We start from the raw sequence: 21,013 nt of genomic DNA, 5'->3' as shown, positions 1-21,013 counted from the left end.
AAATGCTCATGATCAGGTGCAACCTAAACCAGTAATACATGTTCCATTCATTTTTCTCCCCGTATTATAATGACTACTCTTTCATTAATTTAGATAATCGACGATCGCATCTATATTTTTCTTGGCTCTATTATTTAATGATTTCTTATCTTTGAGATTGAATAGATTCAGCTCATGTCCAGGATCAATAACTAATGGCTTAGCAATAATGTCATCAAGAATACGAATGATTACTTTAAAAGCTTTTATGATTAATTCAGGTGAGTATTGGTTTGGAATTGATTTAATCAAATCAATTGTAGTTTCGGCATACGTGAGCTTAACGATGCTATCAGCAGACATGATCTGCCGGGAGGTGAATGCAATAATATTCTCAAGTATCTGACTATCCTGATAATTTCTCGCTAGTGACTGTAATTGAAGCAATGCATCCCAGTTTGTAATGGACAGCCCGCGGCTAAACTTCTCCATCATCTCCTTGTGCCATTCTGACTCGACTTCTTTCGAAATGTCATAACTCTTATATTTTTCCAGCTTGCCTTCACGATGCATTTGAATGAAGCTGCCGTAATAGGTCGCAAACAACTCTTTTGCCTTTTGTTCATGATCGTTCATCATTTTTCCGCCTTTACGCTATCGTTTCTACTGCTGGATAAATATATGTTTTAGTATACCAACCATAATAACATTTGGAAACAATAGCCAACCAACTCATCCTCTAACTCAAAGAGGCTCAATTGTCTTCACGCAGACACGAGCCTTCTAAACAAATCCTATAGACCATTGCGATTTCGGAATCACCGCGCCTCTACATCCAATCCCAAGTCACTAAACTCCTTCTCAAATTGCGCAATCAATCGTTCTTTCTCTTCCTTTACCAGAAAAGCCGCCCGTACCCCATTCATAATAATTTTCCCGATGTCGGTCAGAGTTAAGCTGCAATGCTCCATCAGCAGCTCGTATTCCTTTAATATCGTCGTATCCGACACGGTCAGATTATCCGTATTCACCGTCACTGCAATGCCATCGTCCAAATAACGGCGAATAGGATAAACCTCCCATCCCGGCACAGCCTTTGTCTGTATATTACTCAATGGACACATCTCCAGCGGAATTTGCCGTTCCTTCACAAGCTGCATCACCGAATGATCCTCGAGCATTCGCACGCCATGCCCGATTCGGGATGCGCCAAGCTCGGTGACGGCCACCCGAACATTGTCGGCGCCGGCCGCTTCCCCCGCATGTATCGTAATCGGCAAACCTAAGTGCCGGGCTTCATCGAACAGGGAGCGAAAGAGCGCCGCCGGGAACGAAGCCTCGTCACCTGCCAAATCGACTGCAACGACACCATGATTATAAAAGCGTCCCGCTTCCTCGATTACCGCCTTATTCCACTCATAAGAATGACTGCGCAGGCAAATGATGATCGCTCTAGCCATCGTTCCGAACGCCTGCTCGCCGAGTCTCAGACCTTTAACCACATGATGAATCACATCATGAATAGATAAGCCCATTTGCCGGTGCAGCTGCGGAGCGAACCGTACCTCGATATATTTCACGCGTTGGCCGGCTGCCTGTTCAACAACCTCGTAGGCAATGCGTTCAAGCGCTGCACCGCTTTGCAAGTAAGGCAGCACAAAGCTGAATGTAGCTAAATATTGCTTAAGATTCTCGTTATGCCGACTTACCTTCATCCGATCCTGCAGCTCGGAGTCTGAGGCAATCGGCAAAGGTTTTGCCTGCTCCAAAGCAAGCGCCTTCAACGTTTCAGGCTTGACGCTTCCATCCAAGTGCACATGCAAATCGACCTTAGGCAGCAGTAACAATAACGACTTCTCCCTTGCCGTTCGTTCATTTGGTACGGTCATCGTCAAATGTCCTTTCCGCATCCATTTTTACAGCATGCTTCCTTCCGTATATTCATACACCTTACAGACTGCATGTATACCTCATGCGCTTTTTAACTTCCCCGATACGTACTATATCCTCCCGGTGCAATAAGCAGCGGTACATGAAAATGCGAGCTCCTGTCCTTGATATGAAAACGGATTGGAATCCGGTCAAACATACTGTTAGAAATAGCGGCCAAATGTTCTTCTCGCCGGAAAAAGTCCCCCGCCTCGAATATAAGCTCATACACGCCTTCCTTTAGAGCATCGCCTTCCAGAAGCGGCTGGTCAACGCGGCCGTTGCCGTTTGTTTTAAAAGTGCCTATCAAGACTGGCGAATGATTAGGAGAGGTTAAACCATCGCCCAAATACCATAGCTCGATGGCAATGCCAACGACCGGTCTTCCGCCGGCTAAATCAAGAACATGAGTCGATATCCGCCCGCTCATCACTCATCTATCCTTCCCTCGTTCAAATCCTCCCTCGTCATCGTAAAACCTTGGAAGCCGTATGGAGGCCGCGGCTCGGTATATACCCCGGCCGAGACCGGACCCGCTGGCTCCACGATCGTTTCCCATGTCCGGTTGTTGGATTCGAAACGAATTTCCGATAGCTGCGGGAAACTCGATAAAACACGATGTCCTATCCGGTAGATTAAATTTTGAATCGATGGGGTGTTGCTGGAATGAAAGACGGTATGCGCTATATCGCGAACCTGCTCGGACGGCACGTAACGATCTCGTTTATGATCGAACGCATCCTCCGCCTCGGAATAGGTCCAGCACACATCCAGAAAAATAAACAAAGGCCGGTCATAGCTTTCCGGCAAGGTCGTATACTCATCGCGCACGAAGCCGTAGAAGGAGCTGCCGCTTACCTTAATAAGCTGAATCTCCTTCATTGCACATTCGTGCTCCGACAGCGCTATGCCCGCATCGCTTCGCATCCACTTCAAACGAGCACATGCGTGCTCATTATGGGACCGTCGAAAGACGAGCTGGCTATCACGCCAGCCGCTTCCTTCGGTCACGGACACGGAGCCAAAAGGCATTCGATCTGCACTGATTTCAATCGCCTCGATATGTGGATACCACTCAAGAAAACGTTCACTGATATATGCGAGCAGACCTTCCGTCGTACTGCCGTCGTAATTGGCCGTTTGGCGCAAAATGAAATTTTTCATCGAATCCGTGGCAACGACTTGGGTATTATCGCCCTGCGTAAACGAGGTAAGCAGCACCTCGCTGCTCACCGAAAACATTATATTATGGGCAAAAATAATGTTTGTATCGCCTGTATAGAGAGATTCCGGTATCGCCTTAACCGAGAGCGGCGCCGCATACGTCCGGTAGCTAAGCACGTCACCTTTGCCATAATAAAGCGTTCGTCCGCTGCGTAATTTCATCAATGCATCCCATCCCCTCTCGATTCCGTAATAAGGTCTCTTAAGCGGGATCCGGAAATCTTCTCGATCTCAAGCAGCGCTTGCGCCGCTTCCTCATTAGCCGTATGCTTCATTCTAGCTTCCATGGCAGAAAGAATTTGCTCTTTCTTTTTCCCTCTGACTGCCAAAATGAACGGAAATCCAAACGTCTTCACATACGTTCGGTTCATTTGGTAAAAACGCTCGTATTCCTCGGATGTCAATTGATTCAGTCCGGCGCCTCGCTGCTCCCGAGCAGAATATTCGGCTACGGCAAGCCTTGTCCCGAGATCCGGATGCGCGCGGAACAGGTCTACGATAGTCTCCACCCTCGATTCCCGCACAACATTCATCATCGCTGCATGAAGATCATCCGCCGAACCAAACGGACGAGATTCCCATGCAGCGCTTGCGACCCAAGGCGAATGCTCAAAAACGGCACCCAGCAGCCGAGTAAATTCCTCCCTGTTCATTGCATTAATTTGCTCGATCGTTATCGTCATTTCCAGCACTCCTATGAATCGCGGCCGTCTCCAGATCTGCATCCGGAAACGGTCCGATCGCTTTTATTGGCATCCAATCAATTCTATTGCCCGTTTAACCGCCCGCCATATTCCGCCATAGCCCGTGCAGCGGCATAGGTTTCCGGACAACGCCTCCGCGATTTCATCATCGGAAGGATCCGGATTATCATCGAGCAAGGCTTTAACGGAAATGATCATTCCCGGTGTGCAATAGCCGCATTGAAAGCCCCCCTCTTCCAGAAAAGCTTGCTGAATCGAGCCGATTCCGCCCGCGGACAAGCCTTCGATCGTTGTAATTTGTTTTCCGCAGCACTGATAAGCCATCGTCAAACAGGAATTAAACGGCTTTCCGTCGATCAAGACCATGCATGCGCCGCAGCGTCCGATATCACAGGAACGTTTTGTCCCGGTAAGTGCAAAATCGTCTCTCAAGAGGGTCAGTAACGTCTTGGATGGAGAAGCGGGAATCGACTGCACGCCGCCGTTAATGGAGCAGGTCAGCCCGTTCGCTAATTCATTCCCGGATACTTTATCGCTCATCCTTCGCTCACCGCCCTATTCAGAAAAAAAGGCGTTTCCTGCAAAGAGCCCGGATCAACCGGCAAACGATTCACCCATTTGCCGCTTGCTTGCCGGATGGCTGCCGCAATGGCGGGGGCAAGGGTTACTGAACCGACCTCTCCGATGCCGCGCGGACCGTATTCGTCATCTTCCGGCAGATGCTCGATCGGCTCAACCTCGACCGTGCCTCTTTGATCGGCAATGGTCGGAATCAGGTACGTATCCAAATTACGCGTCATATAATGCCCTTTCTCCATAACCGCTTCTTCCGTTAAGGTGAAGCCGAGCGCCATACTGCTTCCACCCTCGATTTGCCCCAGGTAGCCTTGCGGATTAACGACGGGACCTGCAGCCACCGCATGGTATTGCTGAAGTACCCTCACTCGGCCTGACAATGTATTAAGCTCCACCATCACCGCAACGGCGGAATACGTATACATGAAGTGAGCGCCTACCCGGTCCGTAGCGGAAGTCGGGAAGTTAAAAGCCGTTTCGCAGCGAATGGGCACTCCTTCCGCATTCGCAAGCTCTTTAAAAGTAAGCAGAAGCTCGTCGGCTCCGATTTTCCTGATGCCGCCTTCACTGAGGCGAAGCTGTCCGGCAGGAAACCCGATGATGGAAGAGGCTCGCTCTAACATCTGCCCCGTAAAGGGAGCACGCAGCCTTTGCAGCGATTTCCACATCATCGCCGTCGCCCGCGAGGCCGTCGTTGATCCGCTGTCCGGCACAACATCGGTATCTCCGATAATGATTCGTATATCTCCGTCGGCGATACCGAACTGTTCGATCAGCATTTGTTCCAGCGATGCGATCAAGCCTTGACCGAACTCCTCGTAACCGAATACGGCTTCGATCTTCCCGTCGTCCGCGAGCAGTAATCGTCCGCCCGCCGGATCAGGAATGCCGACGCCAAGTCCAGCCCCATGCATGGTGATTGCAGCACCAATACCCGTTTTGATCCAAGGCTCCCTGGCAAACTGCTCCAATTGCTTCATTGCCTTTCTTTCCTGCCACAAAGGACACTTCGCAATAGCTTCCCACACCCGTTCCGCGCCCTCGGTCATCGCGATGGGCTGATCGAATGGTCCAGGATCATCGGCCTTACGCAAATTCAGCCTGCGGAAATCCCACGGCTCCATTCCGAGCCGCTCGGCAAGCCGATCCATTTGGCCCTCAAGCGCGAAGATCGATTGGTTGCCGCCAAAACCTCGGAATTCGCCAGACATTCCGTTATTCGTAAATACTGAAACGCCTTTTACATCCAAGTGTTCGTATCGATAAGGTCCAATCGCGTGTTCAGCGGCGAAATTCAGCACCTCAGCGCCAAGCGTTGAATAAGGCCCCGTATCTGCCAATAGGCTAACTTCATGGGCCAACAATTTCCCCGCGGCATCCGTTCCCGTCTTCATATAAATCTTCATCGGATGGCGCTTCAAGCCGGCGCGAACCGACTCTCTTCTGGAATTATGCATTTTAACCGCTCGGCCTGTTCGTACGGCAAGCAAAGCCCCATACGGCTGAACATTCAACTCATCCTTCCCGCCGAATGAGCCCCCTATCGGACTCGATACGATTCGAATATCGGATTGCGGAACAGCCAATATGCGCGATAATTGCAAACGATCCATAAACCCGTGCTGGGTTGGAGAATAAACGGTCAATCTTCCGTTCTCCTCTGGTACAAACAATCCGCCTTCCGTTTCCATATACGTATGCATCTGACGCGGCGTATAATAGGTTTCTTCAATAATATAAGTGCATTGTTTAAAGCCTTCCTCCGTATTCCCCTTGCAGAAGGTCGTCCGATGAAGCGCGTTGCCGTTGGGGTGAAGCTGCGGCGCATCAGCAAGCAAAGCCTGCTCCGGGTCGTCAATCACCTGCAAGGGCTCATACTCCACTTCAATAAGCTGGAGAGCTTGCTGGGCAATTGCGGGCGATTCCGCGGCTACAGCCGCAATCGCATCGCCGATATACCTCGCCCGATCCTCGCAAAATACCGGCTGGTCCGGGTGCGCGATTCCGAAAGCATTCAGGCCGGGAACGTCCAAGTACGTCAGCACAGCGTGTACGCCGGGCAATTGTTTCGCTTTATCCGTGTAAATAGCTAATATGACTGCATGCGGATGTTCACTTCTCAGTACGAGACCATATAACATGTCTTCACTTGTCATATCCGTTAAATAAGCAAGGGCTCCTGTTACCTTATCCGGCCCGTCAGGGCGAATCCGCCATCGTCCCCCGCTGCCTGAGCGGTTCAACAGCATCGCATTCATCCTCCTTGTTCGGATAAACCGCCGAATGCTTTCCACAATTCCGTCACGATTAAATTAGCTGCCGTCCGCTTTCGGTAAGCAGCGGAAGCAAAGATATCCTCCCGGGGCTCGTAAAGTTCAATAATACGATCATATAAATAGGCAAGCATGGCATTATCCACTATCTTGCCTTTGACTGCCCGTTCCGCTTCTTCCAATCTTCCCGGTATCGTCTGGCCGCCGCCAACCGCAATTTGCAATTCTTCGATTACACCTGTCCTTGTCAGCAATCCGCTGACGGATACTGTCACGAGCGACGGCGTGAACGACTCGCGGCGGCCTATTTTATGATAGGCATGAAACAGCTTCGTATCAGAATTCACTTGGCCCTCCTCGCTTGAGCAAGGCGTTTCTTCCTTCCTGTAAGCCTTAAACGGAAGCAAAAGGCGAAGCAGCAGCCGATCATGCCTATTCCCTGGTTTAGCAGCTTCCGGCAGCCAATCCGCTAAATCCTCCTCCTGTTCTTTGACTCCGTTATACCAAACAAGCACGGCATCGTAAGCCAGCAGTGCCGTTATCGAATCCCCGACAACCGAGACGATATTCCCGCCGATCGTTGCCAGATTGCGAATAGACGGAGCGGCAATGGTGCGAACCGCTGCAATCACCATGGGAAAATGCCTCTGAAGAAGCGGATTTGCACGGCAGGCCTGCAAGGTGGTCTGGCTTCCGATCAACAAGCCCTCCTCGCCGATACTAATTTCGTTTAAACCCGGAATGCTGTTCAGATCAATGAAATGCCGTGGCGGGATCGCCGTGCCGGCTTCCCATTGCGTCCGAAGCAAAGTACCGCCAGCTATATAGACGCCGTCATCTCCATAGGATTGTTTGTACTTCCACGCCTCCTCAGCCGTTTGCGGTTGCCACACAAGAGGAGACTCCGTTGCCTCCTGTATGTTCATCCCCATCGATCTCCCCTCCCCCATTCATTAAGCTTGAAAATGTTTTCTAGCCAGGTCCATGTCGGAAGGAGTGTCGACGTCATGCAAGGCCATTTCATCCAAAACGACCAACCCGCAGCCTTGAAAGGCAGAAGACTTAAACAGCTGGCGAGCGCCGGAATCCCCTTTTAGGCCATGCAGAGCTTCGAACATAGAACTTGCTATCAGGACGGGAGGCATAAGCACATCCGCGGTCTCTTCGTTATGCTTCGCCTTAGAAGCGACATAATCGAGCTCGGGATGCATACGCCAGTAGTCAATTAGCCGAATGATCGTTCTCTCGGAAACGAAAGGCTGATCAGCAAGCGCAACGACGACCGCATCGAGCTCCTGCCCATCGGACATGAGCGCTGCAAGTCCGCTTCGAATCGAGTAAGACATGCCTCCCGAGGCTTCCGGGCAAATCACGACATGAACGGCAGGCATGCAGGTAAGCGTCTCCTTCCCAGGCACTTCGCTCATCGCCTTTATCCATGTCAGCGAATCGTCAGGATGTACGACGACCGCCACCTCCTTAAGAGGGCTTAAAGATAGAGCATGCAGCGCCATCAAGCCTAGCGGCCTGCCTTTCGATAGCTCCAGCGACTGCTTCTGCACGCCCATTCGCTTGCTTTGCCCTGCCGCCAAATAAAGAGCTGAAATAGGCATCCCTCACCGCCTCTCTCCGTGATCTGGATTTCCGGCCCGCACGAACAGCAATTAGCTCTGCTGCGACGCTGACGGCTATTTCACTTGGACCATCCGCACCAATCGACAGTCCGACCGGCGCTCTTACATTTGATGGAATGAGAAAGGTTTCGAACAGCAGCCGAATTCTTTTCTTCGAACCCATGATTCCGATATAAACAAGCTGCAGGGGAAGAGTAAGCCTCAGCATTTCTTTATCCTGATGAAGATTATGGCTGCAAATCAACAGATAATCTTCCGAATGCAATTGCAGCCGTTCCACAAGCTGTTCAGGCATGCCAACGGCACATTCCGCTTCCGGGAAACGTTCTTTCGTACAAAGCTCCGGGCGCCAATCCGCTATTACAATGTGAAACCCGATATGCTTCGCAATCGAGCAGATGGCTTCCACATCTTTGCCTGCGCCAAACAAGACAAGACGCGGCTTGGGACTGATTACCATACGCATTTGAGTTGAATCTCCGTCTTCATCTCCGGTATATTCCAAGGAATCATCGAAGCTGCCGTCCACCAAAAGAGCATATTCGATATCTCGCACCGTCCAGCTCCGATCCAGTCTAACCGCCAGCCCCGCGGCATTTTGCTTCAGCGCATCCAGCAGCAAGGAGCGCAGCAGACCCGTGACCGGCTCCAGCAACAGCTGTATTTTGCCGCCGCAGCCGACTGCATCGCCCCATAGCATATCCTCGTCCGGATTCATATTGTATTCGATCATATCAAAGCGGCCGGAAGCCCACACGCTTGCCGCTCTCTCTGCCAAATCCTGTTCCAGGCAGCCGGGACTTACCATACCGATCTTCTCACCGCTAAGTTTAATGAGCATCGTTGCCCCTGCTTTGCGGTAAGAATGTCCTTCAACGCAAACGATTGTCGCCAGTACACTCGGCCGTTCGTCCGCTTGAATGGCTGACAACACATCATGCAACTCCATAAACAATCCTCCCTCAGCATCTTGCAGCCACAAATCAAGTTTCCTGCACCTCTGCCAAGCGGATATGCTTATAATCTATCGATTAATTTGCGCAGCGACCGATTGGCTTCCTTGAGCACAACCTTTTTGTCCACCGTCTTCACGATTTTTCCTTCCATCACAATTTGACCGTCAATCACGACCGTATCTACATCGCCTCTAGTTGCCGCATAGACAACCCTCGAATGCCAATCCGCATCAAAAGAAGGATAAACATGGAAGTCCTCAAGATCAAGGAGCTGTAAATCCGCCAGCTTCCCAGCTTCGATGCTGCCGATTTGCCCCTCCAGGCCAAGCACCTTCGCACCGCCCATTGTCGCCAGCCGCAGTACCGTTCTTGCATTCATGATGGCAGGTCCGTGCTTAACCTTCTGAATATATGCAGTCAAACGCATCTCTTGAAACATATCCAGATTGTTATTGCAAGCTGCGCCATCCGCACCGATCCCGACCGTAATGCCTTGCTCCAGCAGCAGCGGTACCTCCGCAATGCCCGACGCCAGCTTCAGATTCGAGCCTGGACAGTGAGTTATTTTCACACCTCGTTCCCGGATGATTCGTTTCTCCTCGTCATCCAGCCAAATGCTATGAGCAAGAATCAAATTAGGCTTCGCCAATCCGATATGATCGAGATAAACGACATTCCTCATGCCGCGCTCCGCTTCAACCATCGCAATTTCGCCAACATTTTCCGATGCGTGCGTATGCACCTTAACGCCGTATTGTTCTGACAAATCACGAACGCCGGTCAGCAATTGTTCCGTACAAGAAACGACAAAGCGCGGGCAAAAGGCATACTGTATCCTTCCTTCGGCGGCGCCATGCCATTTTTCCAGCAAATCCACGCTATCCTGAAGCGATTTTTGCGTATTCTCCTGCAAGGCAAGCGGAACCTCCGTACCGTAATCCATCATCACCTTGCCGGACAACGCTCGAATGCCGCTTTCCTTAATAGCTTGAAAGGCCGATTCCGTATGATGAACCGTCTCCATGTCCAGGATCGTCGTTGTTCCGCTGCGAATGAGTTCGCCAATCCCAAGCATTGCGGAATAATAAACCGAATCCTCATTATGGGCGGCTTCAAGCGGCCAAATTCTCTCTTTTAACCAATCGATTAACGACAAATCATCCGCTCTGCCGCGAAATAAAGTCTGACACAGGTGGATATGCGTTTGAACGAAGCCGGGCAGCAGCACCTTCCCGCCCGCATCGATCACCCGGTCTGCGTCTGCTATTTCCAGCCGTTCTCCCAATTGCTTAATACGGTTTCCTTCTATAAATACATCGCCTGTGTAAATATGGTCCGCCGCATTCATCGTCATTACTACGGCGTTGCGAATAAGTAGAGTTGTCATATCCGGTGCCTCCTTCGAAATAGATCCTCTAGGTTCAACCGCAGCCACTCGTTCCATTTCTTCACACAGTTTATGCGCGACTCTGCATTCGGCATTCGCATCTGCAAGCAGCTTTTATTTTTTTCTGCTCACGGTTGATAATAACCTTCAGCCTCCGGCGATCCCTCCCTTCATCAAAAGAAAAGATCTGCCAAATGGAAAGGAAATCTCGTGTTTCCCCTTATCAATATGTTAGTTTACCTAACATATTAATGCAGTTTTTAATGTTAGGCAATACATTCCATTAAATATATAAAGATGAATTTATAAAGTAACCGCTATCATATAACATATACCTCACGCAAAGAAAGACATCGATAACATATCGATGTCTTTCTAAGATCGTGGAACTCGTTTTCAATCACGAGCTGGGAAGAAGCGAGCGGCTCGAGTCTAAGTTCAAATCACTCACTTCATCCATGCAACCACCCTTCGAAAGTTAATTTAGTTTAGCAGACAGCCATTGAAACATTTGTTGCAGTACTTTTCCATCGCGCAGAAGGATATGGTTCCCTTCCGAATAAACGGTACATGTTTTATCCTCGGAGATGATCCTCTGGATAAATTGCTCAATCAGATCGGAATTAACGACAGGGTCCAAACGGTCATAAAAGCATAAAGTCGGAAAATGAAATTTATTTGATTCCGATAATGCTTTTGTTCCGTTTTGCAATAACTCGGCGAACCATCGAGGCGTGTACTGTATCGTAGCGAATGGATCTTCGAGTAATTCGGAAGTCCAAGCCGGCAGACGGGATTGTAACCATTTCCGCTTCCTCAGCGATTCATTCCACTTTACAAGTTCAAGCTTCAAGGACGGGATTAATAATGAAACAAGCTTAAGACATTGTCGAATCGGTATTGGAATTCGAAAGCCCAGTGCGGGAGAGGACAATATGACACCGGTTGCTTTGCCCGAAAACTGTTGGGCAAAACGGATTGCGATCAGACCGCCCAAACTATGGCCGCATAAAAAAATTGGCAGACCCCGATATCGAGTTTGTAACTGAGTGATCAAGTGATCCAAATCCTCCAAGTACTCTTCGAACCGATAAATATGTCCCCGTTGTCCCCCAGACTTACCAAATCCACGCAGGTCGGGAGCCATGAATCCAATCTGCTGGTTTACACACTCCGTACCAATATGGGAGTAACCTCCAGAATGTTCTCCCGCTCCATGGATGAGAAGGACCAGTCCTTTGGGATTTACAGGTATCCAAGAGCGATAATATAGCTCGATCTCCCGTATACGATTCGTGAATTCACCTGTATAGGTACTTTTATACATGGATGCCTCTCCTTTTTTCATAGGATATTTCTGTGACTTCATGATGAAAAAGAAGATCCATAATTGCTTTCGCTCCTGCAAGCGGATTCATTTTTTGTTGGAATTGTTCGATGTGTTTATAGAATTGATCAAAACTTTCGGGAAAACAAAGCAATTTCTCAATCCAATCATCCACTTCCTTCCAGTGATGAATCCGTAAGGCTAGATTAAGCTTAACCAGATGATTACAATTATATTCTTCATGTCCCGGAATCGGTTGATAGATCAGCATCGGCACACCTTTGCTTAATGCTTCAAAACATGTCAACCCGCCCGGTTTTGTAATCAGCAAGTCTGAGGCGTCTAGCAGTTTATCAATAATATCCACAAAGCCCACAATCTTAATATTAGGATGTTGAAACTGTTTATTTCGCTCCAGTGAAACTTTAAGCGAATCGTTGTAACCGGTACAAATGAACAACTGGATCCTTTCTTTCCACTTGATTAACGAATGAGCGATTTGCTTGATCCCTCCCAATCCTTCCCCCCCTCCCATAACCAGAACAGTAGGTATATTTTTCAAATTCAATGTATTTCTAACGTCCAGCTTGCTCTCTCTCGACCAATAATTGGAATGGACCGGAATGCCCGTAACCGCGATCCGATGTTTTGAAATTCCCGAATCGATTAATTGCCGGCGGACGTCATCACTCGATACCATATAAAGATCGACTTCGTGTTGAATCCAAACGAGGTGTGCATGAAAATCAGTAATGACGGTGCACATATTTACTGGATATCCCATTTTTTTTAATCGTGACAACGAAGAACTGATAAACGGGTGTGTACAAATAACTAAATCGGGTTTTGATTGTTCTAGAACACGTTCAATATTGCGGTGAAACAACTGGTAAATCAAAAGCTGCAGCCAGGATGGAGTAGCTTGCATTTGTTGTGATAGATTCCGATATATTTTTTTCCATACGTACGGGCACCTCGTGATCATTTGCATATAAGTACGAAATATCAGGTTACTTGTAATCGGGTGAAGTTTTTTTCCGATTTCAATTATTTCCGTGTGAACAGACGGCTCCTGAATTGAAATACTATGAGCTAACGCTTCTGCCGCTTTTGTATGACCGCTGCCGAATGCCTCGGAAAAGATTAGTATCTTTTTCTGCATAAAATACCCCTTTTTACTTTCTAAATTCTCTAAACAGTATGGTATGAATTGGTTGAATTTATTCATTTTTATGCAGTAGATCGTGATAACTCATTTCGTACATTATGTCCATATTGTGAAAAAAAATGGATAATGTTAAGCAAAATGGGGGACCTTTCATGTTTATTTATTGTGAACAGCCTGTCCGGAAACAGACAAGGATTAAAGGTCTGGAGACGAATTACGGCGGAGGGATGAATCATGCAAGCGGCTTGTTCTTCCGGAAGCAGTGTGACGCATATCGTATAACAAAGCGATTCGAATCGTTAAGCTTGTCATGTTAAATTTGAATCCTTCTGCACTTAAACACGTAAGTATGGTATCCATAAAGATTGGTTTGTGTTAACCTGTCTGAAGTGATTATTTCATCATTCAAATATTTGGAAAGTAAGGATGATGCTTTGTGTATGATTTATTGTTGACTATAATTGAAGAGATCGGTTATTTCGCATTATTTCTCGTCTTATGTCTCGGCTTAATCGGTTTGCCTATTCCCAATGAAGCGGTGGTTATGACTGGCGGTGCTTTGTCGGAGGCAGGCGTACTGTTGCCCGTTCCTGCATTCATCATGACATGCCTTGGCATTTGCTCAGCCATGACATTCGGATACGGCATCGGAAGATTTGCGAGCAGCAGATTATCCGCTTGGTTCAGCAGCAAAAATAATATTAGTAAATTCGTAGCTAAATCCGAGCAGCTTAGCGTACGTTATGGCGGCTATGCGATAAGCATCAGCCTATGCCTCCCCTTTCTAAGGCATGTAACCCCTTATGTAATGGGGTTGAACCGCATGCCTTACAAACGATTTATTCTTTTCGCTTATCCTTCGGCTTTTGTTTGGACACTCATCTATTTCATTATCGGAACGATCGTCGGGGATCAGGTTCAAGCAATATCAGGTCATATCTACACATACGGATTGTGCGTGTTATATGCATTTGCAGCCGCCGCATTTGTATTTTTTGCCTATAAGTACGTGAAGAGCAGAAATAGGAAGAAACAAATTGAACGGCCGATGTAATCCGTTTTGAAATACGACGCACCGCTTATCGCGGTGTTTTTTTGTTTCATTAATTTTTAATCCTAAACATAGATTTCGAGAGATATCAGATGAAAATGCCACATGTTATCGCTTACATGAAAGCACGCTGCCGTTCTTTCATATTCCGGATGTCTTATTTTCAATCGAAGCACTAATGATTATACTGCCTTATTCCCTTTCGCTTGCGATCGTCGGCATATTGGAATCTCTGCTGACCGCATCCGTGCTGGATGAAATGACTGAAACGACGAGCAACAAAAACAAAGAGGTGCGCGGACAAGGCATTGCCAATATTTTTACCGGTTTCTTCGGCGGCATGGCCGGTTGCGCATTGATCGGGCAGTCGGTTATTAATGTGAGATCGGGCGGCCGTACTCGGTTATCTACGTTAGTATCAGGTGCTTTTCTATTGTTCTTGATCATGGCACTAAGCGATGTTGTCAATAAGGTTCCAATGGCCGCTTTGGTAGGAGTCATGATCATGGTAGCTATTAGCACCTTCGATTGGAAATCCGTGTACCATATCCATAAGGTACCGCGCACGGATGCCTTAATCATGATCGTAACCGTCGCAATCGTACTCTATACGCATGATTTATCCAAGGGCGTTTTAGCCGGCGTTATTCTTAGCGCACTTGTCTTGGTCTGGAAAATGGCCAAAATTGGCGTTTCCTTCTCAGATGATCAGCCGCAGCACCAGACCTATCATGTAAAAGGACAGTTGTTTTTCGGAACGACATCCCGGTTTGTAGCTTTGTTTGATTACGTAGACGATCCGCAGCAGATTACGCTCGATTTCAGCGGTTCCCATATTTGGGATCAATCCGCGGTATCGGCCATCGCCAAGGTGAAAAGCAAATACGAGCAGCAGAATAAGCAAGTTACGTTCATCGGATTAAACGAGGAAAGCAAATTGGTTATCCTCAAACTAGGCGTGACATCGTCAAGCGGTCATTAATAATAAAAGGGGTCTTGCATCCAGGCCATAAGACCGGAAGCAAAACCCCTTCTCTATTTATTTCTCGAGCTTCGCCTGTGCCGTTTCCACAAGAAAATCAAACAGCTCGTCATCTTCCTCGATAAGATCCTCTAATGCAAGCAGCTGCTCTTCTTTGCCCGATTCATGCAGGAAAAACAAACCATAGCCCCATTCATTCCCCTTCTTGCTATGCAATGCGATTTCATATTCATTCTCATGGCCTTCGACTCCAAAATGAACCTTGCCAACGTACCCGTCTTCCTTCGAATAAGTCATTGATGCATCTAATACTTGAATGTTGATCACTTACACTCTTCCTTCCTATTCATAGTTCTCGCGTCTAAGCCGGACATGTCTTGCTCCGCAAGAGCGTTCATATCTTATCCGAAGTCCGTTAACAATTGCATGTAATCCTGTCGTTTCCGTTGCAAAATTTACCGTTTGGCCTACTTCATCAATAATACCACAGCCGGATGTCAATAGCATAATAATACCATTTGCCTTTCGTATAAGTCGCAAGCAGTTGGTAATTCGTTGCATTCACCCCATAATCGCAAAGAGATCAAAAATGTTCACAAATCGGTGGAACAAGCGGCCTCAGAAATTGTAGAATGATTATGGACGGGCTTAGTCCCTCGAATGACTTAACTTCAAATGTTCAAATGGAGGTAAACAAATGTTTAAAACCGCAATAGGCCGCCTTCGTTTCATCGGATTTTATGAAGGGATCTCGTTTCTCGTGCTGCTGCTGATCGCGATGCCGCTCAAATATTGGGCCGACATTCCGCAGGTTGTCACCGTTGTCGGCGGACTGCACGGACTCTTATTCGTTCTCTATGTTCTGGCTGTTCTCAATGTATGGATCACGCACCGCTGGTCGTTCGTGAAAGTCGCTCTCGCCGTTATCGCTTCCTTCCTCCCCTTCGGACCATTCGTTCTGGACAGAAAGCTGCTTCGGGATCATTCTTAGGCTGTCAAGCATGATCAACATTCAAAACCCGCCTTCGGCAGAAGGTGGGTTTTATCAAATATTGAACCTACAAAATAATAAAATAAAAAAGGGCAGCAAGCGCAAAACGATAATAAGCGAACCAGGAAAGCTTAATCTTTTTCATCATATTGATAAACGTTACGACTGCAATCATTGCTATAAGGAAGGCTGCGATAAGACCGATCAGAAATAATGGCAGATCCGCCATCGTTAGAAACTCACTGCTTTTCAGCAGATCTACTCCGCTCGCCCCTGCCATAATCGGCACGGACACGATAAAGGTAAACTCGGCGGCCGCCTTCTGGCTTGTTCCGAACAGCATGCCTCCCGATATTGTAGACCCTGAACGGGAGAAGCCAGGCCATAACGCGAGCACCTGGAAACAGCCGACCGCAAAAGCCTGCTTATAGGTAATTTCGTCAAGCTCCTCGGTAACCGGCTTCTTCTTCACTCTGTCGGTAATAATCATTAATATCCCGCCTGCGACGAGCCCGATCAGGACCGTTTGCGGTCCGAACAAGTATTGCTTAATCACTCCGTGCAGCAGTACGGCGCATATGCCGGCGGGAATCATGGCGAGTAAAATATGTAAGGCGTTCAGCCCCGAGCTTCTGCCGACCTTGAAATTAAGCAGACTTGCAAAGCGCTGCCTGTACAGAACGAGAACGGCTAGCACAGCGCCGAATTGTATGACGACCTCGAATGTTTTGGCCCGATCGCCAGTGAAGTTCAATAGCTCGCCAGTCAATATCAAATGACCGGTTGACGATACGGGCAAAAACTCGGTCAGTCCTTCTACAATGCCCATAATGATGGCATTTATTAAATCATCCAACGCACGCTCCCCCCCTAACTTATTGAATTTTCAAGGATGATTCTCTATAAGCTTATGCATGTCCGTATTCGCTAATCTCATTTTCCAATAAATCGGTATGAATTTCAATTTTGCGAATCCGGTTTTCGTCACGCTCGCGAATAATAAACGTCAAATTCTCATATACCCAGGGCTCTCCGACAGGCAGATCCGGCTTTTGATTGAATAACCAGCCCCCGATCGAATCCACATCGACGCATTCCAATTCCGTTCCGGTTGCCTCATTAACCTCACTGATAAGCGCCTTGCCATCCACAAGATACCGCTGCTGCCCGATGAGCTCGATCTCTTTGACCTCATCCGCGTCGAACTCATCGCGAATTTCCCCTACGATTTCCTCGATGATATCTTCGATCGTAATGAGACCCGCGGTACCGCCATACTCGTCAAGCAGTATGGCAATGTGCACTCTTTCCTGCTGCATCTTCTTCAACAGCTTCTTGATCGGCGTTACTTCCGGCACGGACATGACGGGCTGCAGAAGCGTCCGTATATCAAGCTCGCGATCTGTATCATAATGCAGAAAAAACTGCTTCGTGTTCAAAATGCCGATAATGTTGTCCTTGCTGCCCTTGGCAACCGGAAATCTCGTATACAGCTCACGTTTAATGGTCGCCACGTTCTCTTCCCGCGACTGGTTTATATATAAACAAATCATATCTGTGCGGGGAACCATAATTTCTCGCGCCAGCCGCTCATCGAATTCGAAGATACGGCTAACGTAACCGAATTCGCTCATATTAATTTTGCCGCTCTCATAACTTTCGGAGACAATCATGAGGATCTCCTCTTCCGAATGAGCCTCATGCTCTCTCGCCGGCTTAAAGCCGAACAGACGAACTAAACCGTTCGCCGAACCATTAAGCAGCCAAATAAACGGGTACATCACCTTATAAAAGATAATGATAAGCGGAGCAGTAAGCTGACTGATCCTCTCCGACATGATGATAGCGAGCGTTTTTGGAAATAACTCTCCGAGTACGACATGCAAATAGGTAACAATGACAAAAGAAATGATAAACGACAGCAGCGAGCTTAACTCGCCTTCAATTTGCATACGATCGAACAAAGGATGCAAAATTTTCTCTATGGTTGGTTCACCGAGCCAGCCAAGTCCAAGCGCCGTAATCGTAATGCCTAGCTGACAGGCAGACAAATACCCATCCAAATTGGTCGTTACTCTCTTAACCGCTTTAGCGTTTTTTATTCCTTCGGCCACCATCTGGTTAACGCGGCTTGCACGCATTTTGATAATGGCAAACTCCGTCGCGACAAAGAATGCCGTAAATACGAGCAGCAACGCAAATAATGTAAGCTTTAAAACCATCGTCGTCTCCCTCTTGCTATGGTGATGCTATTAGAAGCCTACCTCAACCGATGCAATAACTACGTAAATCAGATCGTTTTTGTCATCTTTATCGGGCAGGACAACACCGCTCGTCGTGAGCATGCCGCCGTCAACCAGCTCGACCGTCACTTGACCGTAAGGCAGCACTGCTTTCACCTGCTCGACATCCAAAAGCTCTTTATCGCAAGGCAATGCCAGCTTCACGCGCACCCTCATATTGTCTAAAGTACCGCCTGGCAGCACGGAACGAAGTCCCGGCATTGAATTGTGATGAATCGCGTTTTGAACCGCTCGTACCGATGCTTTCGTAATATTTTGACCGTGCAGGTCGCATCCCATGCCAATTTCTATAAAAAATAAGTTATCCACTTATACAGCCTCTCCTTTATACATGAATTCAATACATTCGTGAAGCGTTACCAAGGAACTTCGTCGTCGCTGGCGGCAGACTCGCTTGTAACGGCATAGCTTTGTGCCGGATTTTCTTCCTGAGGCGGCTGCTTGGTGCCGATCAGCGGCATGATATCGACCAAATCGAGCGGCTGAAGCAGCTCAACCGGCGACATGCCCTTGTCGAATTGAAAGGAATCCCCTTCGATGACGGCCAGATAACGGCCGTTATGCTTAGCAAAGTGGATGGCAGCGCCGAAATCGGCAAGAAGTCCCTTGATCGTCACGCTATCCAGCTTGAAGGAAAACGGTAAATCCGGCTTTTGTTCCACCAGCGCCGCCGCAGCAACCTCAACCTGCTCCTGCGACCACCATTCCTGCAAATCGCGTTTTTCGCTAGCCGCCCATACCTCTACCGCATTCTCTTCCTCGCGGCGTTCCGAGCTTTCATCCTCCTGCCATTTGTCGGCAATGAATTGATGGACCATCTCGACGACCTGCTCGCCCATAACTTCGGGAAGCGGTTTTTCATAGGAGACGTATTTCAAGAAATCCTCGAAGTATCGGGCATGAGAGGCTTGATGAATTTTCAGATCCCAATGCTCCAGCATGCCCTCCTCGGGCATATGCGGATATTGAATCGACTTGATGCTGCGTGCGCTTATCGCCATCTCTACTTGGGAGATGAGGTTTCGTTCGTCGGAAATTCGGGCTATCTTCGGCTCGAAATCGCATTTCAGCAAAAATAAGAACGGCTCGTCGAAATACGTATTCAGCTTCGATAGAGCGATGATGAAGGCTCCCCCTCTAACGGCGCTCGTATCCATATAAATGCGAACCAGCTCGTCGGCGATGCCGATGAATCTTTCCTTCGAGTCCGCATCGCGCAGCCTCTGGAATAAATTATAGTTTTGATTGCTGCCGAGCTCATAACCAGGCTCGACCATAAAACGTCCGATTTTCGTCGGCGCGCCGGCCGAATTCGGATTGCGTTCAACCTTCCTCTTCACGATCCGCTTAAATTCATCATCCAGAAACTTCTGGATTTCGCTATCTTCATAGGTGTCTTCATCAAGAGTCTGATAATGCTTAAACCGTTTGCCGGATGAGGCCGCGCTCTCTTCCCCATCGGTATGAATAACGAAAAAGGATAAATATTGCATCTGAAAATCCACGTTTATAATTCCTCCATTGGAGTTATTTAAGATAATGAATAAGGAGCTGTCTGATAGCGAAAAGTCGGAGTCCGCTCCATTTCAATAAAGCTGCGGTTCCATATGCCGGTAGTTGCCGGAGACTGTAGAAATCATCGTGCAGCCTCGCCCTCCGCCAGCTTTAGCAACACTCTGCGTTTGCGGTACAGCATTGTTGCTGCTTCCGCCACATCGTTCAGCATGCCGCGGTTAATAAACGCCCCGAACAGCATACCGGCGACGGGGATCATCTGAAACAGCTTTTTCCAGCCGAAATTATCCCGATAAACCGCAACGACCTCCCGCCAGCCCTGCAGCTGTGACATCATCTGATTGCTTTTGTGCCCTGTATGATAATCGCTCAGCTCCTCCAAAATCGCTTTCTTGCCTACGATATCGGATGATGCGAATTGCATGACCTTCACGGCGAATACGCGTTCTTCCTTCAGCTTTGGATCAAAGCCATAGCAAATCGCGATTTCCTGGATAATCTTCAGGGATAAACCGAGCACGGCCGGAATATCAACCGCTAAGGTAAAAATACCGCCAATGCCGGTCGTCGCGCCTTGCAGCGTCGCCATTGTAGAGCGACTCGAGGACAGCTGCGCCGCAGTGAGATTCATAGCTGAAAGCGGCATTGCTGCCACGTTATCGATCGTTAGTTCCGTATCGCTCTCCGCCATGCTTTGTTCGGCATTCCGTTGCAGACGATCCATTACAGACCGCTCCGAAACGAGATACTTCCCGCCGTTCTGAATGTATCCGCCGATTTCATCCACTGCCTGTCTGAGCTTTTCTTGGATAAATTTTGGCGTAACCTTATCAAGAAGCATGAATGGAAGACGACCCAGCTTCTCCCAAAACCATAAATCCTTCTGCTCGCGCTCCCACGCTTCTATTTCGCGCAAAGCCGCGGCCAGCTGTTCTTTTGTATCAAAGACATGCTGCACAAGCATTCACACCCCTTCTTAAACAAGTAATACGCCGAATCGGGTGTATCGGATTC

Annotated in this window: 23 protein-coding genes; 4 read left to right on the top strand and 19 right to left on the bottom strand. The window is 48.2% G+C overall.

The window, feature by feature from the left end:
- Positions 1 to 84: 84 nt before the first annotated feature.
- From L1N85_RS01695 to L1N85_RS01635, 13 genes are all read right to left on the bottom strand, one after another.
- The gene (locus tag L1N85_RS01695) at positions 85 to 615 is read right to left on the bottom strand and encodes a hypothetical protein (RefSeq protein ID WP_235234245.1); all 531 of its coding nucleotides are present in this window, start codon (positions 613 to 615) and stop codon (positions 85 to 87) included.
- Between the two features lie 182 nt (positions 616 to 797).
- Positions 798 to 1,868 (bottom strand): adenosine deaminase, encoded by a 1,071-nt coding sequence (add, locus tag L1N85_RS01690; RefSeq protein WP_235234243.1) that lies wholly within the window; start codon positions 1,866 to 1,868, stop codon positions 798 to 800.
- A gap of 92 nt (positions 1,869 to 1,960) precedes the next feature.
- Complete coding sequence (gene uraH / locus L1N85_RS01685; RefSeq protein ID WP_235234241.1) at positions 1,961 to 2,338, bottom strand: hydroxyisourate hydrolase; 378 nt, start codon at positions 2,336 to 2,338, stop codon at positions 1,961 to 1,963.
- Entirely contained in the window at positions 2,338 to 3,297 is a 960-nt protein-coding gene (gene pucL / locus L1N85_RS01680) for a factor-independent urate hydroxylase (protein ID WP_235234234.1), read from the bottom strand. The genes uraH and pucL overlap by 1 nt, the downstream gene beginning before the upstream one ends.
- Complete coding sequence (uraD, locus tag L1N85_RS01675; RefSeq protein WP_235234232.1) at positions 3,294 to 3,815, bottom strand: 2-oxo-4-hydroxy-4-carboxy-5-ureidoimidazoline decarboxylase; 522 nt, start codon at positions 3,813 to 3,815, stop codon at positions 3,294 to 3,296. Before uraD ends, pucL begins: the two co-directional genes overlap by 4 nt.
- Positions 3,816 to 3,878: 63 nt before the next feature.
- Positions 3,879 to 4,376 (bottom strand): (2Fe-2S)-binding protein, encoded by a 498-nt coding sequence (locus tag L1N85_RS01670; RefSeq protein WP_235234229.1) that lies wholly within the window; start codon positions 4,374 to 4,376, stop codon positions 3,879 to 3,881.
- Positions 4,373 to 6,661 (bottom strand): xanthine dehydrogenase subunit D, encoded by a 2,289-nt coding sequence (pucD, locus tag L1N85_RS01665; RefSeq protein WP_235234227.1) that lies wholly within the window; start codon positions 6,659 to 6,661, stop codon positions 4,373 to 4,375. The genes L1N85_RS01670 and pucD overlap by 4 nt, the downstream gene beginning before the upstream one ends.
- 5 nt (positions 6,662 to 6,666) lie before the next feature.
- Entirely contained in the window at positions 6,667 to 7,617 is a 951-nt protein-coding gene (locus tag L1N85_RS01660) for an FAD binding domain-containing protein (RefSeq protein ID WP_235234221.1), read from the bottom strand.
- A 21-nt stretch (positions 7,618 to 7,638) separates the two neighbouring features.
- Positions 7,639 to 8,253 carry a nucleotidyltransferase family protein gene (locus L1N85_RS01655; protein ID WP_235234360.1) on the bottom strand — a complete coding sequence of 205 codons (615 nt, stop codon included), beginning with the start codon at positions 8,251 to 8,253 and terminating at the stop codon, positions 7,639 to 7,641.
- Entirely contained in the window at positions 8,165 to 9,268 is a 1,104-nt protein-coding gene (locus tag L1N85_RS01650; protein WP_235234219.1) for an XdhC family protein, read from the bottom strand. The genes L1N85_RS01655 and L1N85_RS01650 overlap by 89 nt, the downstream gene beginning before the upstream one ends.
- Before the next feature lie 68 nt (positions 9,269 to 9,336).
- Complete coding sequence (locus tag L1N85_RS01645; RefSeq protein WP_235234217.1) at positions 9,337 to 10,662, bottom strand: 5'-deoxyadenosine deaminase; 1,326 nt, start codon at positions 10,660 to 10,662, stop codon at positions 9,337 to 9,339.
- 478 nt (positions 10,663 to 11,140) lie between these two features.
- Positions 11,141 to 11,989 (bottom strand): alpha/beta hydrolase, encoded by an 849-nt coding sequence (locus L1N85_RS01640; RefSeq protein WP_235234215.1) that lies wholly within the window; start codon positions 11,987 to 11,989, stop codon positions 11,141 to 11,143.
- The gene (locus L1N85_RS01635) at positions 11,982 to 13,151 is read right to left on the bottom strand and encodes an MGDG synthase family glycosyltransferase (RefSeq protein ID WP_235234213.1); all 1,170 of its coding nucleotides are present in this window, start codon (positions 13,149 to 13,151) and stop codon (positions 11,982 to 11,984) included. The genes L1N85_RS01640 and L1N85_RS01635 overlap by 8 nt, the downstream gene beginning before the upstream one ends.
- Positions 13,152 to 13,309: 158 nt before the next feature.
- On the opposite strand from L1N85_RS01635, the gene L1N85_RS01630 reads away from it, so the two are divergent.
- The 3 genes from L1N85_RS01630 (at position 13,310) to L1N85_RS01620 (ending at position 15,190) form a co-directional block, all read left to right on the top strand.
- Positions 13,310 to 13,474, top strand: coding sequence for a hypothetical protein (locus L1N85_RS01630; protein WP_235234212.1), 165 nt, complete (start codon positions 13,310 to 13,312; stop codon positions 13,472 to 13,474).
- Between the two features lie 119 nt (positions 13,475 to 13,593).
- A complete protein-coding gene (locus tag L1N85_RS01625) occupies positions 13,594 to 14,211 on the top strand; it encodes a DedA family protein (RefSeq protein WP_235234211.1) in 618 nt (205 codons plus the stop codon).
- A 52-nt stretch (positions 14,212 to 14,263) separates the two neighbouring features.
- Positions 14,264 to 15,190 (top strand): SulP family inorganic anion transporter, encoded by a 927-nt coding sequence (locus L1N85_RS01620; protein WP_328285134.1) that lies wholly within the window; start codon positions 14,264 to 14,266, stop codon positions 15,188 to 15,190.
- Positions 15,191 to 15,247: 57 nt separating this feature from the next.
- Here the strand turns inward: L1N85_RS01620 and L1N85_RS01615 are convergent, their stop codons facing one another.
- A complete protein-coding gene (locus L1N85_RS01615) occupies positions 15,248 to 15,517 on the bottom strand; it encodes a hypothetical protein (protein WP_328285131.1) in 270 nt (89 codons plus the stop codon).
- Positions 15,518 to 15,887: 370 nt separating this feature from the next.
- Here L1N85_RS01615 and L1N85_RS01610 point away from each other — a divergent pair, with 370 nt between their 5' ends.
- On the top strand, positions 15,888 to 16,181 hold the full coding sequence (locus L1N85_RS01610) for a DUF3817 domain-containing protein (protein WP_235234210.1): 294 nt from the start codon (positions 15,888 to 15,890) through the stop codon (positions 16,179 to 16,181).
- A gap of 67 nt (positions 16,182 to 16,248) precedes the next feature.
- On the opposite strand, the gene bacA is transcribed toward L1N85_RS01610, so the two are convergent.
- The 5 genes from bacA to L1N85_RS01585 form a co-directional block, all read right to left on the bottom strand.
- On the bottom strand, positions 16,249 to 17,037 hold the full coding sequence (gene bacA, locus L1N85_RS01605) for an undecaprenyl-diphosphate phosphatase (protein WP_235234209.1): 789 nt from the start codon (positions 17,035 to 17,037) through the stop codon (positions 16,249 to 16,251).
- A 52-nt stretch (positions 17,038 to 17,089) separates the two neighbouring features.
- Positions 17,090 to 18,403, bottom strand: a complete 1,314-nt coding sequence (locus L1N85_RS01600) for a hemolysin family protein (protein ID WP_235234208.1) — start codon at positions 18,401 to 18,403, stop codon at positions 17,090 to 17,092.
- A gap of 30 nt (positions 18,404 to 18,433) precedes the next feature.
- Positions 18,434 to 18,793, bottom strand: coding sequence for a Lin0512 family protein (locus L1N85_RS01595; RefSeq protein ID WP_235234207.1), 360 nt, complete (start codon positions 18,791 to 18,793; stop codon positions 18,434 to 18,436).
- A gap of 47 nt (positions 18,794 to 18,840) precedes the next feature.
- On the bottom strand, positions 18,841 to 19,989 hold the full coding sequence (locus L1N85_RS01590) for a DUF3900 domain-containing protein (protein WP_235234205.1): 1,149 nt from the start codon (positions 19,987 to 19,989) through the stop codon (positions 18,841 to 18,843).
- A gap of 131 nt (positions 19,990 to 20,120) precedes the next feature.
- Positions 20,121 to 20,963: an EcsC family protein gene (locus L1N85_RS01585; RefSeq protein WP_235234203.1), complete on the bottom strand. Its 843-nt coding sequence runs from the start codon at positions 20,961 to 20,963 to the stop codon at positions 20,121 to 20,123.
- Positions 20,964 to 21,013: the final 50 nt, after the last annotated feature.

The organism is Paenibacillus alkaliterrae (assembly GCF_021532375.1).
GTDB classification, from domain to species: Bacteria; Bacillota; Bacilli; order Paenibacillales; family Paenibacillaceae; genus Pristimantibacillus; species Pristimantibacillus alkaliterrae.
The sequence above is the reverse complement of the archived record's forward strand: the minus strand, read 5'-3'. Positions and strand labels throughout refer to the sequence as shown.